12 protein-coding genes are annotated in these 16,310 nt (G+C 69.7%); 4 read left to right on the plus strand and 8 right to left on the minus strand.

Annotated elements, in window-relative coordinates; all coding sequences use genetic code 11:
• Nucleotides 1-94: 94 nt before the first annotated feature.
• The 3 genes from FB560_RS12605 to FB560_RS12615 are packed head-to-tail and all read left to right on the plus strand — an operon-like array spanning nt 95 to nt 4,461.
• Nucleotides 95-1,537: an XRE family transcriptional regulator gene (locus FB560_RS12605; protein WP_141872684.1), complete on the plus strand. Its 1,443-nt coding sequence runs from the start codon at nt 95-97 to the stop codon at nt 1,535-1,537.
• Nucleotides 1,538-1,580: 43 nt separating this feature from the next.
• Complete coding sequence (locus FB560_RS12610; RefSeq protein ID WP_211349963.1) at nt 1,581-3,044, plus strand: S10 family peptidase; 1,464 nt, start codon at nt 1,581-1,583, stop codon at nt 3,042-3,044.
• A 10-nt stretch (nt 3,045-3,054) separates the two neighbouring features.
• On the plus strand, nt 3,055-4,461 hold the full coding sequence (locus FB560_RS12615) for a S10 family serine carboxypeptidase-like protein (RefSeq protein WP_141872686.1): 1,407 nt from the start codon (nt 3,055-3,057) through the stop codon (nt 4,459-4,461).
• A 20-nt stretch (nt 4,462-4,481) separates the two neighbouring features.
• Here the strand turns inward: FB560_RS12615 and FB560_RS12620 are convergent, their stop codons facing one another.
• The 7 genes from FB560_RS12620 to FB560_RS12650 form a co-directional block, all read right to left on the minus strand.
• Nucleotides 4,482-5,666, minus strand: a complete 1,185-nt coding sequence (locus FB560_RS12620) for a M20 metallopeptidase family protein (RefSeq protein WP_141872687.1) — start codon at nt 5,664-5,666, stop codon at nt 4,482-4,484.
• Nucleotides 5,667-6,470 carry an ABC transporter ATP-binding protein gene (locus tag FB560_RS12625; protein ID WP_211349964.1) on the minus strand — a complete coding sequence of 268 codons (804 nt, stop codon included), beginning with the start codon at nt 6,468-6,470 and terminating at the stop codon, nt 5,667-5,669.
• Nucleotides 6,467-8,392 (minus strand): dipeptide/oligopeptide/nickel ABC transporter permease/ATP-binding protein, encoded by a 1,926-nt coding sequence (locus FB560_RS12630; RefSeq protein WP_141872688.1) that lies wholly within the window; start codon nt 8,390-8,392, stop codon nt 6,467-6,469. The genes FB560_RS12625 and FB560_RS12630 overlap by 4 nt, the downstream gene beginning before the upstream one ends.
• Complete coding sequence (locus tag FB560_RS12635; RefSeq protein ID WP_141872689.1) at nt 8,389-9,411, minus strand: ABC transporter permease; 1,023 nt, start codon at nt 9,409-9,411, stop codon at nt 8,389-8,391. Before FB560_RS12635 ends, FB560_RS12630 begins: the two co-directional genes overlap by 4 nt.
• A gap of 4 nt (nt 9,412-9,415) precedes the next feature.
• Nucleotides 9,416-10,993 carry an ABC transporter substrate-binding protein gene (locus FB560_RS12640; protein ID WP_141872690.1) on the minus strand — a complete coding sequence of 526 codons (1,578 nt, stop codon included), beginning with the start codon at nt 10,991-10,993 and terminating at the stop codon, nt 9,416-9,418.
• A 64-nt stretch (nt 10,994-11,057) separates the two neighbouring features.
• Nucleotides 11,058-12,536: an aldehyde dehydrogenase family protein gene (locus FB560_RS12645; protein ID WP_141872691.1), complete on the minus strand. Its 1,479-nt coding sequence runs from the start codon at nt 12,534-12,536 to the stop codon at nt 11,058-11,060.
• 1 nt (nt 12,537) lies between these two features.
• Nucleotides 12,538-14,205 (minus strand): thiamine pyrophosphate-dependent enzyme, encoded by a 1,668-nt coding sequence (locus tag FB560_RS12650; RefSeq protein WP_141872692.1) that lies wholly within the window; start codon nt 14,203-14,205, stop codon nt 12,538-12,540.
• Nucleotides 14,206-14,365: 160 nt separating this feature from the next.
• Here FB560_RS12650 and FB560_RS12655 point away from each other — a divergent pair, with 160 nt between their 5' ends.
• A complete protein-coding gene (locus FB560_RS12655; protein WP_141872693.1) occupies nt 14,366-15,094 on the plus strand; it encodes a FadR/GntR family transcriptional regulator in 729 nt (242 codons plus the stop codon).
• Nucleotides 15,095-15,122: 28 nt separating this feature from the next.
• Here the strand turns inward: FB560_RS12655 and FB560_RS12660 are convergent, their stop codons facing one another.
• Nucleotides 15,123-16,310: a M20 metallopeptidase family protein gene (locus FB560_RS12660; protein WP_141872694.1), complete on the minus strand. Its 1,188-nt coding sequence runs from the start codon at nt 16,308-16,310 to the stop codon at nt 15,123-15,125.

The following is a 16,310-nucleotide window of genomic DNA, read 5'->3' on the forward strand; positions in this document are numbered from 1 at the left end:
GAGTGGGGCGTTGCATCCATCTTCTTCTGCCTTGTTCGACTCTTTCGGCCAAATCGGGCGATAAGAAACGTGATTCTTTCGCTATGATCAAGGAATGGCGACCTCCGGCATCCACCTCACGACCCTCGGCCACCGCATCCGACACCACCGGCTCGCGAACGGGTACACGCTCGACGAGCTCGGCGCGCTCGTCGGCGTCGCCGGATCCCAGCTCAGCCTGATCGAGAACGGCAAGCGCGAGCCGAAGCTGTCCCTGCTGCAGGCGATCGCCCAGGCGACGAGCACCGAGGTCACCGACCTGATCTCGGGTGAGCCGCCGAACCGCCGCGCCGCCCTCGAGATCGAACTGGAGCGCGCGCAGGAGAGCCCGGTGTTCCGCCAGCTCGGCGTCGCCCCGGTGCGCGTGACGAAGGGCATGAGCGACGAGACGATCGAGTCGCTGCTCGGTCTGCACCATGAGCTGCAGCGACGCGAGCGCGAGGCGATCGCGACCCCGGAGGAGGCGCGCCGGGCGAACACCGAGCTGCGCCTGCGCATGCGGGCGCAGAACAACTACCTGGGCGACATCGACAAGCTCGCCGAGAAGCACCTGCGCACCGCAGGGCATGTGCAGGGGGCGCTCACGCACCGCACCGTGAGCATCATGGCCGAGAAGATCGGCTTCGAGCTCATCTACGTCAACGACCTCCCCCACTCGACCAGGTCGGTCACCGACCTGGAGAACGGGCGCATCTACCTGCCGCCCGCGTCCATCCCCGGCGGGCATGGCCTGCGCTCGATGGCGCTGCAGGCCATGGCGCACCGACTGCTCGGACACACGCCGCCGACCGATTACGCGGACTTCCTGCAGCAGCGCCTGGAGATCAACTATTTCGCGGCGTCGTGCCTGATGCCGGAGGCGGCCTCTGTCGCATTCCTGCAGCAGGCCAAGAAGGACCGCAACCTCGCCGTCGAGGACTTCCGCGATGCCTTCGGGGTGACCCACGAGGCAGCGGGCATGCGCATGACGAACCTGCTCACCGAGCACCTGGGCATGTCGCTGCACTTCCTGCGCGTGGACGCCACCGGCGCGATCACGAGGGTCTACGAGAACGACGATCTGCCGTTGCCGATGGATGTGACCGGCGCGGTGGAGGGGCAGCGCGTCTGCCGGAAGTTCCAGGCACGCGGCGCGTTCACGCAGCAGAACCGCACGACCGAGCACCACCAGTACACGGACACCCCTTCCGGCACGTTCTGGTGCTCCACCCAGACCGGCTCCTCGAGCGACGGCGAGTTCTCGGTCACGGTCGGCGTGCCCTTCGACGACGCCCGCTGGTGGCGTGGCCGCGAGACCGGAGACCGCGCCGTGTCGACGTGCCCTGACGAGTCCTGCTGCCGTCGCCCTTCGACCGAGCTCGCGGATCGCTGGAGCGGCAAGGCGTGGCCGAGCGCCCGCGTGCACACCCACATGTTCTCGCCGCTCCCCCGTGGCGCCTTCCCCGGCGTCGACGACAACGAGGTGTACAACTTCCTCGGGCGTCACGCCAGCGAGTGATTAAGATATATTCAATTCACTCATTCATTCTCTAGGGAGCCCCGTGACCGAGCCGACCCCTGCCGACCAGCCCGCCTCCGAGACGTTCACCTCCCGCCGCCACCAGCTCACGGCCGGAGGACGCACGCTCGACTACACCGCGGGCGCCGGCACCGTCATCGTGCGCGATGATGAGCACCGGCCGCTGGCGAGCGTGTTCTACACCTCGTACACCGCGGACCGGGAAGACGGCGCCCCGGAGCGCCCCGTCACCTTCCTGTTCAACGGCGGCCCCGGATCGGCGAGCCTCTGGCTCAACATCGGCGGATTCGGCCCGAAGCGCACCCCCACGAACACCCCGCATGCCACTCCCCCCGCCCCGTATGTCTCGGACGACAACCCGTACACGCTGCTGACCGAATCGGATCTGGTCTTCATCGACGCGCCCGGCACCGGCTACTCACGTCTGCTCGGCGAGACCAAGCCGGGCGAGGTCTGGGGCGTGGATCAGGACGTCGACGCCTTCGCCAAGGCGATCACGCGCTGGCTGACCATCACGAACAACTGGAACGCCCCGCGTTTCCTGTTCGGCGAGTCCTACGGCACGACCCGCGCCGCTGCCCTCGTGCACCGTCTGCAGAACCAGGGACTGGACTTCAACGGCGTGGTCCTGCTGTCGACCGTGCTGAACTGGGGCGAGAGCAACATCGGCGGCCCCCGCGAATACATCAACCTGCTGCCGTCCTTCGCCGCCACAGCCTGGTACCACGGCAAGGCGCGCACCGCGCACCGCGAGCTGGCGCCCTTCCTCGCCGAGGCCCGCGAGTTCGCACAGGGGCCGTTCGCCGCGGCGCTGCTGCGCGGGGACCTGCTTCCCGCGGAGGTCGAGGACGCGGTCGCCGAGCAGATGAGCGCGCTGATCGGCATCGATGCGGACACTCTGAAGAAGAACCACTTCCGCATCGGCATGGAGCAGTACCGCTACGCGCTCCTCGCCGACGAAGGACGGGTGATCGGGCGCTTCGACACGCGCTTCACGGCCGAGCACCAGTACGTGCGGGGCAACGGATCGCACGACCCGGCCACGGATGACGCGGCCACGGCCGGCGTGAACAGCGCCCACCTGTCGACATACCGCGCGCACCTGGTCGACGACATCGGCTACACCACCGAGCTGCACTACCGGCACCTGTACAACATGCCGATCTCGCGCGCCTGGGACTGGAGGCACAAGGCGCCGGGCATCGACGCGCCGCAGCTGGTTCCCGACGTCTCGCTCGATCTCTCGGCCGCGGTCCGCCGCAACCCGAACCTCAAGGTCTACGTGATGGGCGGGTACTACGACCTCGCCACGCCGTTCTTCGGCCCGGAGCTCGACGTCGCTCACCTGTACCTCGCCCCCGCGCTGCGCGACAACATCCGCTTCACGTTCTACGAGTCCGGGCACATGACCTTCGTCGACGAGCAGGCCGTGACGCACATGAAGCGCGACCTCGACGCGTTCTACCGCGACGCCACCGCGCGCTGAGGCCGGCGTGATGAACGAACTGACCGAGGAGCGTCAGGTCACGCGCCGCGTAGGGTCCGTGGAATTCACGGCGCGGCAGGAGGAACTGCCGCTGCGGCGTTCCGATGGCGGACGACAGGGCACCCTCTCGGCGTTCAGCTACGTCGTGGACGGCGCGTCCGATCGTCCGGTGCTGTTCCTGACCAACGGAGGCCCTGGCGTCTCCTCGGTGTACCTGCACCTGAGCGGCATCGGTCCGTGGCGCGCCCGGATCCCCCGCGACCCGGTGACCGACGGAGCACCGCCGTACGGCATCGAGGAGAGCCCCTCCACGATCCTCGACGTCGCCGATCTCGTCTTCCTCGACGCTCCGGGCACCGGCTTCGGGACCATCGATGACGGCGCCGACGCCGCTGCCTTCCACTCGGTCGAAGGCGATGCCGACGCCATCGCGGTGGCGATCTCGGAGTGGGTGAACCGGCACGCACGATGGGATGCGCCGAAGTTCTTCCTCGGCGAGAGCTACGGCACGCAGCGCGCCGCGTTCCTGGCGACCTCGGCGCACGGCATGGACACCGCGCCGCTGAGCGGCATCTCGCTGCTGGGCCAGGCCGTCAACATCCAGGAGACGCTGGACCGTCCGGGCAACATCGTCGGGGCACTCGCGAATCTGCCCTACAAGGCGGCCAGCGCGTGGTTCCACGGCGTGGGGTCGCGCGAGCACGCCACGGTCGACGGTGCGATCGACGCCGCGCTCCATTTCGCCCGCACCGAGCTGGTGCTCGCGATGCTGCAGGGCGACCAGCTCTCGACGTCCGAACTCGCGACCGTCGCCGCCCGGCTGTCGTCGATGATCGGCATCCCCGCCCAGGAGCTGATCGACGCCCGCCTGTGGATCAGCAAGCAGGACTTCCGGACACGGCTCCTCCCCGGCCGCGCCCTCGGGGTGACCGACAGTCGGTACCAGGCGCCGAGCGCCGACCGCTCGTTCGGCGAACTCGGTCTGGATCCCTCGGACGTCGCCCTGTCGCCGCGCTATGCCTCGGGGATCGCGCAGCTGCTGTCGCAGGTGTTCGGCACCTCGTCCGACCGGCCGTATCGGATCGTCGACCAGGATGCCGGGCGCGACTGGCAGTGGGAGGACGAGGGCAGCGCCGGATTCATCTCGATGGGGCGTCCGTCCCCGTTCCACACCTACCCGTACCCCGCCCGGCTCTCGCAGTGGATGAAGCAGATGCCGCACGGCCGGCTGTTCATCGGCACCGGGGTGTATGACTCCCTGACCACCGTGGGCGCCGCCGACCACCTGCTGCGGCACTGGGATCTGCCCCGCGCGCGCACGGAGTCGCACCGGTATGCCGCGGGGCACATGATGTACAGCGACCCGGATGTCACGGTGCAGCTGAACGCCGACCTCCGCGCCTTCCTGCAGCGCTGAGGATCCAGCGGATCAGGCCGTCAGTCCCGCAGCCGCTCCAGCGCGAACGCGGCGAGGGCTACGGCCTGATCCGCCAGCACCGCGTCGTCGAACACCACGTGCGGCGAGTGGTTCGGCGCCGCGGTCTCGAGGTCGACGTCGGCCGGGGTCGCCCGCAGGAACAGGAATGCGCCGGGCACCTGCTCGAGGACGTAGGAGAAGTCCTCCGAACCCATGACCGGGTTCGGCGTCTCGCGCACGCGGTCCTCGCCGAACAGCCCGGTGAGGGTCTCGCGCACGGCGGCGACCGCCTCCGCGTCGTTCACGGTGGGCGGGCACAGCACGGCCGTGTCGACCTCGGCCGTGCAGCCGTGTGCGGCAGCGATCTCCCTGGCGATCACCGGGAGCTCGGCCTGCACGCGGGCGCTGCTCTCGTGCGAGAGCACGCGCACGGAGGCGACCAACGTCGCGGTGTCGGAGATGATGTTGCGCGCGGGACCGCCGGCGTGCAGCTGGGTCACGCTGAGAACCACGGGGTCGAACACGTCGAAGCGCCGCGTCACGAATGCCTGCAGCGCCGTGACGAGCTCGGCCACGGCCGGAACCGGGTCGCGTGTGAGGTGCGGAGCGGAAGCGTGGCCGCCCTGGCCGGTGATCGTGACCTCGACCTCGATCGCCCCGGCCATCAGTGCACCGACTCTTGTGGAGAAGATCCCGTACTCCCCCGGCACCACGTGGATGCCGAAGGCGGCGACCGGTCGAGAACCGGTGAGATCCAGCAGTCCCTCGTCGATCATGCGGCGAGCGCCGTCGCCGATCTCCTCGGCGGGTTGGAACATCAGCAGCACGTCGCCGTGCAGCTCCTCGCGCCGCGCGGCGAGCAGGTGCGCGGCGCCGACCAGCCCGGCGACGTGCAGGTCGTGCCCGCAGGCGTGCATCCGCTCACCGGTCGCGGCATAGTCCAGGCCGGTGTCCTCGGTGAGCGGCAGAGCGTCCATGTCGGCCCGCAGCAGCACGGTGGGGCCGGGGTGCGCCCCCCGTACGATCGCCGCGACCGAGCTCAGCCCGGTGCCGCAGTGCGTCTCCAGCTCCCAGGGCTCCAGGGCATCGAGGACCCGCTGCTGGGTGCGCGGCAGTGCGAGGCCGAGTTCGGGGTCGGCGTGGATGGCGCGGCGCAGGGCCACGAGCTCGGGCAACAGACCGCGAGCGTCGTCGAGCAGGGTCATTCAGGATCCGATCGAGTGGAGGAGGCTGTCCGTGCCGGCGTTCTGGATACGCGGGATCGCCGCCACCAGCGCCTGCGTGTACGGGTGCACGGGGTTCGAGACGATCGCATCGGCATCGCCGTGCTCCACGATCTCCCCGTTGCGCATCACCGCGGTGGTGTCGGCGATGTAGCGGACCGCGGCGAGGTTGTGCGTGATGAACAGCACCGAGAGCTCGAGCTCCCTTTGCAGATCCCGCATCAGGTTCAGCACCGCACCCTGCACCGACGCGTCGAGCGCCGAGGTGATCTCGTCGGCAATGATGAGGCGCGGCTTGACCGCGAGGCACCGTGCGATCGCGACGCGCTGGCGCATGCCGCCGGACAGACTCGAGGGGTGAAGCTCCGAGACCCCGGGCTTGAGGCGCACGAGCTCCAGCAGTTCCTTGACGCCGGCGGCGCGGGCCCGTGCGTTGCCGCCGCCGTGCGTGGCCAGAGCCTCATCCAGCGTCTCCCCCACGGACATCCGCGGGTTGAGCGAGGAATACGGGTCCTGGAAGATCATCTGCACGTCACGCGCATGTGCCCTGCGGTCTCGGCGTCCGACCGCGAGGTCCTTGCCATCCAGCAGGATGCGACCCGACGTCGGCTTCTGGAGGCCGGCGACCGTGCGCGCCACCGTGGACTTGCCCGAACCGGACTCGCCCACCAGGCCGACCGTCGTGCCGTGCGGCACGGTCAGCGACACATCGTCGACCGCATTGACCGCGTGGTGGCCTCGACCGAACGTGACCACCAGATTCTCGATGACGAGATCGGCCATCATGCACCCGCCTTCTCGAACTCGTCCTCGTGCACGCCGACATCCTGCGGGTGCCAGCACGCCACACGACCGGCGCCGTGTGCGACCAGCTGCGGGGTCTCCGTGCGGCACAGCTCGGTCGCGAAGGCGCAGCGGGGCGCGAACGCGCACCCGACGACCGGGACCGAGAGATCCGGCGGCTCACCGGGGATCGTCGCGAGCGGCGCGGTGCGGTCGGTGTCGAGATCCGGCAGCGACTCCGCCAGCGCGCGGGTGTAGGGGTGCGCGAGCCGCTCGGGTCGGGCGAGGTGACGCACGTCCACGTCTTCGACGATGCGTCCGCCGTACATCACCAGGATGCGCTGGCACAGCTCCGCGAGGACGGCGATGTCGTGCGAGACCACGATGGCCGCGGCACCCGTCTCCTCGCACTCGCGCCGGAGCAGGGCGAGCACGCGCTGCTGCACCGTGACGTCGAGCGCCGTGGTGGGCTCGTCGGCGATGATCAACCGCGGCTTGCCGATCTGCGACATCGCGATCAGCGCGCGCTGACGCATGCCGCCGGAGAACTCGTGCGGGAACTGCTTGGCACGACGGGCGGGGTCGGTGATCGACACCGCGGCGAGCGCCTCGACCGCGGCGGCATCGGCGTCGTGCCGGCTCGCCTTCTGGTGCACGCGGGGCACCTCGGCCAGCTGCGTGCCGACGCGGAGGGCAGGGTTGAGCGCCGTGAGCGAGTCCTGGAACACGACGCCGACGCGGGTGCCGAGCTTCTTGGCGGCGCGTTCGCCTGACAGGCCCGCGAGCTCCTCACCCGCGAAGCGGAGGCGCTGCGCGCTCACGGCGGCGCCGGCGGGGGCGAGCTGGGCGATCGCCATCATCGTCACGCTCTTGCCGCTGCCGGATTCGCCGACCACACCGACGATCTCACCGGGTGCGATCCGGAACGACACGTCCTGCACCGGGCGCACCCAGCCGTGCTCGCCGGGGAAGGAGACGCTGAGTCCTGCGACCTCGAGCAGCGGCTCGACCTCGTCGGCCGCCTCCTCGATCACGGCCGCCGCCTCCACACGGGCCGGATCGCCGAGCTCACGGGCGCTGAGCGTGCGGGCGCGGCCCCTGCCCCGCATGTGGGAGGCCAGGGCCTCACCGAACATGCCGAACATGATGCCGGCGAGCACGACCATCACGCCGGGGCCGACGATCGCGGTCGGCTGGCTGTACACCTGCTCGAAGCCCTCGCTGAGCAGACGACCCCAGTCGTACTCGGGCGGCTGCACACCGACGCCGAGGAAGCTGAGGCTCGACAGAGCGAGCAGTCCGCCGCCGATCGAGATCGTCACGTTCACGATCACGGGCTCGGCGATGTTGGGGAGGATGTACCGCGTGAACTGACGCGTCTTCGACACCCCGAGCAGGCGTGCCGCGGCCAGGTACTCCGAGCCGCCGACGCGGGAGGAGAGCGTCTGGGCGAGACGCGCGAACGAGGGGGTCATCGTGAGCGCGAGCGCGATCACGGCGGTCGTCGACCCGGTGCCGAGCAGGATCACGGTGAGCATCGCGACCAGCAGCACGGGGAACGCCAGCCAGGTGTTGATGACGGAGCCGAACAGCCGCTGCACGCGGGGACCGGCGACCACCGGCAGCGCGCCCAGGATCAGGCCGGCCACGGCGCCGATCGCGGTGGCCGCCAGGGCCATCACGAGCGAGAGCCGCGTGGCGACCAGCGTGCGCAGCAGCAGGTCGCGACCGAGCGCGTCGGTGCCGAGGGGATGCGCGGCGCTCGGCGGCTGCAGCAGGTCGGCGGGAGAGGGGGTCTCGGCCTGCGTGCCCCACAGCATCGGGGCGAACACGGCGAGGAGCGCGAAGAGCGCGATGAAGGCCAGGGAGATCAGCGCCATCGGTGACTGCAGCAGCCAGGAACGTCGCCGGTGAGCGGAGGTCATGCGGTCTCCAGAATGGTCGTTCGGCGGTCGAGGAGTGCCAGGACCACATCCACCAGCAGGTTCACGATCAGGATGATCGCCGCGTAGACGATCGCCAGGCCCTGCACGATGCCGTAGTCCTTCGTGATGATCGCCTGCACGAAAGCGCTGCCCATGCCGGGCCAGTTGAAGACCCGCTCGACCAGCACGCTGCCGGCGATCATCGTCGCGAGGAGGGCGCCGCCGAGCGTCAGGGTGGCGGTGAGCATGTTCGGCAGGGCGTGCCGGAAGTAGATCATGGCCGCGGGGAGCCGCTTGGAGCGGGCGGTGCGGATGTAGTCGTCGCTGAGGACGTTGAGCGCCTCGACCCTGGCGATGCGCGAGAGGGAGGCGGATGCGCCGAGTGCGAGCGCGAGCACCGGGAGGATGTACGACTGCGGGCCGCTGATGCCCGCCACGGGGAGCAGCGGGATCGTGATGGCGAAGAGCATCAGCAGCGCGACGCCGATGAGGTACTCGGGGACCGCGGCGAAGAAGCCCGTGATCGATGTGAACGCGAGTTCGACAGGGCGACGTCGGTTTCCTGCCGTGAGGATCGCGATCGCGAGCCCCAGCGGGATCGCGATGACAAGGATCACGAGGAACGCGATACCGGCGAGCTGCACGGTGGCGGGGAGCCGGAACGCCACCAGCTCGTTCACGGATCGTCCGGTGATGAGGGAGACGCCGAGATCGCCGTGGAACACGATGCCGGTCAGGTAGTTCCAGAACTGCACGATGAGCGGATCATCGAGCCCGAGCTGTGCCCGGCGTTCGGCCACGACGGATGCCGGAGCCGTCGGTCCGAGCGCCGCGCGGACGGGGTCTCCGCCCGCGGCGCGCAGCACGACGAACGCGGCTGTCACGATCACGAGCATCGCGATGAGCATCCGACCGATGCGGCGGAGGAGGAAGGGGACCCAGCGTCCGCCGCCGTGGCGGCCACCCCGAGGGGTGGCCACCACGACGGTCTTCGGCCGCGTCACGATCTGCGACGTCATACGGTCACTCTGTCACGCGGATCGTGGTGGGAGCGAGGATGCTCTTGGACATCCCGAACTCCGCACCGGCGCCGTAGAAGGTCGACGTCGACGAGTACACCGGCAGCACCTCGAGGTTGCTGAACAGGGAGTCCTGCGCAGCCTGCCAGGCATCGCAGGAGTCGGCGCCGGCGAGCGCCTGCGCCTCACCGACCAGGTCGAAGTACTCCTGGTTGGCGTTGTAGGTCCAGTTGCCGCCGTTCGGGGGGAACTCTCCGCCCAGGATGCCGGCCCAGTCGCTCGGGAGGCTCGTGAAGATCGGCGCCCAGACGATGTCCCAGTCGCCGCCGGAGAAGATCACGTCGGTGTACGACGCGGACGGGGTGGGAACAGCATCCACACCGATCTTCTTGAACTCGGTCTGCAGGAGCTCGATGGCGGCGGTGACGCCCTGGCTCTCGGAGGCCGGGTAGAGCATCAGGATGCTCAGCGGCTTGCCGTCCTTGGCGCGGATGCCGTCGGCACCCTCCACCCAGCCGGCGTCGTCGAGTGCGGCGGCTGCCGCGTCGACGTCGTACGAGGGGATCGCCGCGGAGCTGTCCATGGCCGTGCACGCCGCGCCGAACTCCGACACCAGGGTCGTGATCTGCTCGCCGCGTCCGGCAGAGGCCACGGGGCCGACCGATTCGCGGTCGACGGCCTGCGCGAGCGCCTGGCGGACCGCGAGGTCGTGACCGACGCGGCCTTCCGCCTGGTTGAAGAAGATCAGACCGGGACGCAGCGGCACCTCGAGCTCCTGTGCGAACTCGGTGGATTCGAGGCGATCGCGCTCGCTGCCGCCCACCTCCGCGATGTTGGCTTCACCGGTCTGCAGCAGGTTGGCCGCCGTCGAGTCGCTCTCGATGATCGAGATCTCGACCGTGCCGGGCAGGCCTGCGGTCTTGCTGGTGATGTCATCGACACCCCAGGTGTAGTCGTCGCGCAGCGTGAAGGTGTAGCTCTGCCCCGGCGAGGAGGCTTCCAGCGCGTAGGCGCCGGTGCCGTGGAACTCGGTGTCGAGCACAGCGGGATCGTCGAGCCCGGAGGCGCAGACGATCGGCAGCGCACCGATCGTCTCGGCGAGGAAGCTCTGCGCCGCCGCACTCGTGAACGTCACGGTGCCGGCGTCGTCGTCGGCCTCGATCGTGAGGCCCTCTGCCGGGAAGTACACGCCCTTGTAGGGAGAGCCCGTCTCATCCGCCGCGGCGTACTCGAACGTGGACTTCACGTCCGTCGCGGTCAGCGGCGTGCCGTCGACGCACAGGATGCCGTCCTTGAGGGTGAACTCGACGCTCGTCGTGGTCGACTCCCACGACTCGGCCAGGAGACCCTTGGGCTCCTCACCCGTGGGGTAGAACAGGAGCGACTCGTATCCGAAGGTGGATACCGACTCGCTGGCGTTCGTCGCGTTCGTGATGGGGTTCAGTGTTCCGGGGTCCGACTGCACGGCGATCTTGATCGTCTGTGCCCCCTCCCCTCCGGGCTCCGCCGTTCCTCCGGCGCAGCCGGACAGGGCGAGGGCCGTCACGCCGACGGCGGCCGCGGCGACAATGCTGCGTCTCATGGTGTCCTCTCTCACGGGTTCCGCACGATGCGGGTCAACCCAATTGAATGTTATGAATTGCTCTTTATTGATTCGTGTCGGCGGTGTTTCGGGTTTGTAACCGATCACGAAGATCGTCGATGAGGGCAGCGGCGCCCATCACCGACTTGAGCTCGAGAAACTCCTCGAACCCGTGCACGCCGCATTCCCGGCCGATACCCGACTGCTTGTAGCCCCCGAAAGGGGCACCCACGTCGAGACCTGCGCCGTTGATGCCGACGGTGCCCGTGCGCATGCGCAGAGCCACGTCGAGGGCACGTCGAGGGTCGCTCGACCATACGCCGCCCGACAGTCCGTACACGCTGTCGTTCGCCAGGTCGACAGCCTCATCGACCGTGGCGTAGGGAGTGATCGTGAGCACCGGTCCGAAGACCTCTTCGTGGAAGATCTGCATCTCCGGTGTCACATCGGTGAAGATCGTGGGCTGCACGTAGGCGCCGCCGGCCGTCGGTTCGACGATATCGAGGCCTCCGGTCAGCACGCGTGCGCCCTCAGCGATGGCGGTGGCGATATGCCCGCGCACGCGCTCCTGCTGCAGCACCGAGGCCACAGGACCCGTGGCCGTGGCCTCGACTCCCGGGTCGCCGGGAGCCCAGCCCGCCGCGACCGTGATCGCGGCGTCCTGCCAGGCGTCGAGCATGTCCGCGGGGACCAGCACTCTGGTCTGTGCGGCGCAGGTCTGGCCGGCGTTCGCGAAGCACGAGGCGAGCACCGAGCGCACCGAGTCCTCCAGCGGCGCGTCATCGAGCACGATGGCCGCCGATTTGCCGCCGAGCTCCAGCGCGACCTTCTTGATCGTCGCCGCCGCCGCTCGGGCGACGCTCTCGCCGACCCCGCGCGAGCCGGTGAAGGTCACCATGTCGACGCCGGGATGCGCCACCAGCGGGGATCCGACGCCGGCGCCGTCTCCGTGCACGATGTTGACCACACCGGCCGGCAACCCGATCTCGCGCAGGATGTCGCCCACGATCGCCGCATTCAGCGGAGCCACCTCGCTGGGCTTCAGCACCACGGTGCAGCCGGCGAGGATCGCCGCGCCGACCTTGAGCATGATCTGGTGCAGCGGGAAGTTCCAGGGCGTGATCGCGGCGACCACTCCGACGGGCTCGGAGACGACCAGCGAGTTCGACACCGATTCCCGCTCGACGTGTGCGCGGGCGGCATCGACGAGTCGGGCGAGGTCGGCGATCGCGACCCCCACCTGAGCGGAACGCGCGAACGCGATCGGCGAGCCCATCTCCGCGCTCAATGTCGCGGCGAGTCGTTCCCTGTGGCGCGCCAACCCCTCGGCGAGCGCCTCGACGTGAACGATCCGCTGCGCCATCGGCGTGGTGGACCAGCTGCCGAACGCGTCCGCGGCCGCAGCCACCGCGCGATCCACATCCGCGGGGCTGCCTGCGACGACGGAGGCGATCACGCTGCCGTCGGCCGGATTGACGACATCGATCGTGGAGCGCCCCTCGGCGTCCTCCCTGATGCCCGCGATGTCGTGACCGATGATCATGTCAGACCCCTGCCCGCTGGATCAGGTGGGATCCGGGAGCGAGCGGCGCGGGGCGCGGCACGCCTTCGTGGATCAGGTGCCACGGCGAGGGGAACTCCCCCACCGGCACATTGATCAGGATCGGCTCGTTCGCGGGGATGGCATCGGCGAGCACGCCGGCGAGCTCCTGCGGCGTGAACGCCTGGGCGGAGCGGATGCCGAACGCCTCGGCCAGCACACCGTAGTCCGGGTTGGTCAGGTCGCTGGCGAAGTACCGCGCGCCGTAGCGGTTCTTCTGGATGCGGCGCACGTTGCCGTAGAAGCCGTCGTGGAACACGATCGTGACCAGTCCCAGCCCGTAGCGCTTGGCCGTGGACAGCTCCTGGAGCGTCCAGGAGAAGCCGCCGTCACCGTTGACCGAGACGACGGCGCGGGAGGGATCGGCCGCCTTGACGCCGAGCGCTGTGGCGAAACCGTACCCGAGAGTGCCCTGGTAGCCGGGGCCGATGTACGTGCGCGGCTGGTAGGCCGGGTAGCAGGCACTCGCCGCATAGCCGACCTGCGTGAACTCGCTGACGAAGACACCGTCATCGGGCAGCGCCGCACGGATCGTGGAGAGGTATTCGCGCTGCGGCGCGATGTCGTCGAACTGCTCGGCGAGCCAGGAGCGCACCCGCGCGAACTCGCTCTCGCGGGAGTCGCGCGAGCCGTGTCCCACCTCGGCGGCGAGAGCGGACAGGGCGAGCCGCGCATCCGCGTGCAGCGCCTGGGCCGCCGCACGGGGAGCGCCGAGGTCGGCCTCCTCCGCGTTGATCAGGATCACCGGCGCACCGTTGGTGTCGACCTGCGTGCCGAACGTCGACACGAAGCGGGTGCCGACGGCGAGCACCAGGTCGGCTTCCTCCCGGAAGGCGCGCAGCGCCAGCGAGTCGAACGCGAGGCGGTGGCGGGCATCGAGCGCTCCGCGTCCGTTCTCGGTCATCAGCACCGGAGCCTCGAGGGCTTCGGCGAGCGCCTGCAGCGCGACCGAGGCGTTCGAGGCGAGCACTCCGCCTCCGACCACGATCATCGGGCGCTTCGCGGTGGCGAGCAGCGCGGCGGCTGCCCTGATCTGCTGCTCGTCCGGCACCAGGGGGGCCGCGGCGACGAGCTCGGCAGCAGCGGCCCGTGAGGTCGCGGCCAGCACGTCCGGCGGCACCTCGATCGCGACGGGGCGCGGACGCCCGCTGCGCAGCTGCACGAAAGCCTCGCGGACGAGCCCGGGGATCTCGTCGGCGGAACGGGCGGTGCCGGTCCACTTGGTCAGGCGCTCCAGGATTCCGGTCTGGTCCGGCAGCTCGTGCAGGGCGCCGAGTCCGCGGCCGATGGCCTTCGAGTCGATCTGGCCCGCGATCAGCAGCATCGGCGAGTTGGCCGAGTAGCCGGTCGCGACACCGGAGAGCGCGTTGAGCACACCGGGGCCGGGAACGACCATCGCGACGCCGACCTCTCCCGTGCTGCGCGCATACCCGTCGGCCATGTACGTGGTCGCCTGCTCATTGCGTGCGCAGATGAAATCGACCTGGTCGGTACGGGACTGGAGGGCGTCTGCGGCGGCATCGAGCTGAACGCCCGGAATGCCGAAGATCGTCGAAACGCCCTGGTTGATCAGGGAGTCTGCGAGCAGATCGCCACCGGTGGGGTCGGTCATCTGATTCCTCTCGTGAGCAGCATTGCGAGATTGACTGTATTAGATACATTCAATTACTGCAAATAGCAGTTTCGCCTCGTGTCACGCCCCTGAAGCGTCACGCGGTATCTAGGATGTGAGGGATCCGCTCCACATCCCCGATCTCGACCGAAGGACGCCCGTGGCCACCACCCAGGAAGAAGCGCGCACCTTCCAGCGTGTCGCGCCCGCTCAGTCCGTGGCCGACAGGGTGGTCACCGAGGTCGAGGCGATGATCAAGGCCGAGGGACTCACCCCCGGCCACCGCATCGGCACCCGGCAGGAGCTGTGCGAGCAGTTCGGCGTCGCACCGGCCACCCTCGGCGAAGCGCTGCGCGTGCTGCGCGCCCGCGGCTCCGTCGACCTGCGCCCCGGTCCCGGCGGCGGCATCTTCGTCGCCGACCAGTCGCCCCTGATCCGCCTCGCGCACAGCGTGCTGCGCCTGCGCCAGACCGGCGCCCCCGTGCACGACGTCGTCAAGGTGCTCGACGCCCTCGACGAGGCCGTGATGGGCGACGCGGTCGTGCACCGCACCGAGGCCGACATCGCGGATCTCGATGCGCTCATGGCCGAGATCGCCGACCACTGGCACGACCCGGTCGAGGGCCTGCACGGCAACTGGCGCCTGCACCGGCGCATCGCCGAGATCTCGCCCAACGCAGTGCTGCGCACGTTCTATCTGAACCTCGTCGACTACATCGAGGGCGAGACCAGTGGCGGCGCCGACGACACGGACCTCTCGGTCCCCGGGTTCCGCCCTGACACGGACGAGCGCCTGCACATCCACACCGCGCTGATCGAGGCCATCCGCTCCGGCGATGTCGAAGCCGGGCGCAAGGCCGTGCTCGACCACCGCACGCTCGGGCGCTGAACCGCCTCCGAGCGCGCGCCGAGTCGGCCTAGCCGGCGCCCACGTGGCGGAGCGCCAGAGCCGCCAGCGCCGCGGCCTGATCGCCGAGCACGCCGTCGTCGAACACCGCGCGCGGCGAGTGGTTCATCTCCGCGCTCGCGGGGTCGATGCCCTCCGGCGTCGCCCCGAGGAACACGAAGGCACCTGGCACCTCGGCGAGCACGAATGAGAAGTCCTCCGAGGCCATGATGGCGGTCGGCAGCTCCTCGACCCGATCCTGACCGAACGTGGACCGCAGGGTCTCGATCGCTCCCCTGGCTTCCGCGTCGCTGTTCACGGTGACCGGGTATCCGACGATCACCTCGGTCTCCGCCGTGCACCCGTGCGCCGCCGCGATGCGCTCCACGAGTGCGGGCAGCTCGCGTTGCACCTGCGCCACCGCGGAGTTCGATGCCGTGCGCAGTGTCGCGCCCAGTCCGGCCTCGTCGGGGATCGCATTGATCACCTCGCCGGCGAACAGCTGCGTCACGGTGAGCACGACCGGGTCGAACACGTCGAATCGGCGGGTGACCCAGGTCTGCAGGGCGAGCACGATCTCCGCGACCACAGGCACCGGATCGACGGCTTGGTAGGGGCGCGAGCCGTGTCCCCCCTGGCCGCGGATGCGGATGCGGACCGAGTTCGCGCTGCCCATGAGCGCCCCCGCCCTGGTCTGGAAGACCCCGGGCACTCCGGGCATGACGTGGATGCCGTAGGCTGCGTCCACCCGCGGCCCCGCCGCCTCCAGCACGCCGTCGCGGATCATGAGTGGCGCGCCGCCGCCGGCCTCCTCCCCGGGTTGGAACATGAAGACCACGGACCCCGCGATGTGATCGCGTCGCGCCGCGAGCAGACGCGCAGCTCCGATCAGCCCTGCGACGTGGAGGTCGTGCCCGCACGCGTGCATCGCGCCGTTGGTCGAGGCATACGGCAGCCCGGTCTCCTCGGCGATCGCGAGCGCGTCCATGTCACCGCGCAGGAGGACGGACGGGCCGTCGGCGGCACCGCGCAGCACGGCTGTCACGGCGCTGAGGTCGCTTCCCGTCGACACCTCGAGTCCGAGGGGTTCGAGAGCGTCCAGGATCACGCGCTGCGTCTGCGGCAGGTCGAACCCGACCTCGGGGATCGCGTGCAGGTGGCGGCGGATGGCGGCGAGCTCCGCCTGCATCCCCGCGGCATCCCGGCGCAACGATGCCAT

Origin of the sequence: Microbacterium saperdae (assembly GCF_006716345.1) — a bacterium.
GTDB classification, from domain to species: Bacteria; Actinomycetota; Actinomycetes; order Actinomycetales; family Microbacteriaceae; genus Microbacterium; species Microbacterium saperdae.

Coding starts and splice junctions, on each gene's coding strand:
- FB560_RS12635 (WP_141872689.1), bottom strand. CDS start 9,411: ATGACGTCGCAGATCGTGACGCGGCCGAAGACCGTCGTGGTGGCCACC.
- FB560_RS12660 (WP_141872694.1), bottom strand. CDS start 16,310: ATGGCATCGTTGCGCCGGGATGCCGCGGGGATGCAGGCGGAGCTCGCC.
- FB560_RS12640 (WP_141872690.1), bottom strand. CDS start 10,993: ATGAGACGCAGCATTGTCGCCGCGGCCGCCGTCGGCGTGACGGCCCTC.
- FB560_RS12615 (WP_141872686.1), top strand. CDS start 3,055: ATGAACGAACTGACCGAGGAGCGTCAGGTCACGCGCCGCGTAGGGTCC.
- FB560_RS12645 (WP_141872691.1), bottom strand. CDS start 12,536: ATGATCATCGGTCACGACATCGCGGGCATCAGGGAGGACGCCGAGGGG.
- FB560_RS12630 (WP_141872688.1), bottom strand. CDS start 8,392: ATGACCTCCGCTCACCGGCGACGTTCCTGGCTGCTGCAGTCACCGATG.
- FB560_RS12650 (WP_141872692.1), bottom strand. CDS start 14,205: ATGACCGACCCCACCGGTGGCGATCTGCTCGCAGACTCCCTGATCAAC.
- FB560_RS12620 (WP_141872687.1), bottom strand. CDS start 5,666: ATGACCCTGCTCGACGACGCTCGCGGTCTGTTGCCCGAGCTCGTGGCC.
- FB560_RS12625 (WP_211349964.1), bottom strand. CDS start 6,470: ATGATGGCCGATCTCGTCATCGAGAATCTGGTGGTCACGTTCGGTCGA.
- FB560_RS12605 (WP_141872684.1), top strand. CDS start 95: ATGGCGACCTCCGGCATCCACCTCACGACCCTCGGCCACCGCATCCGA.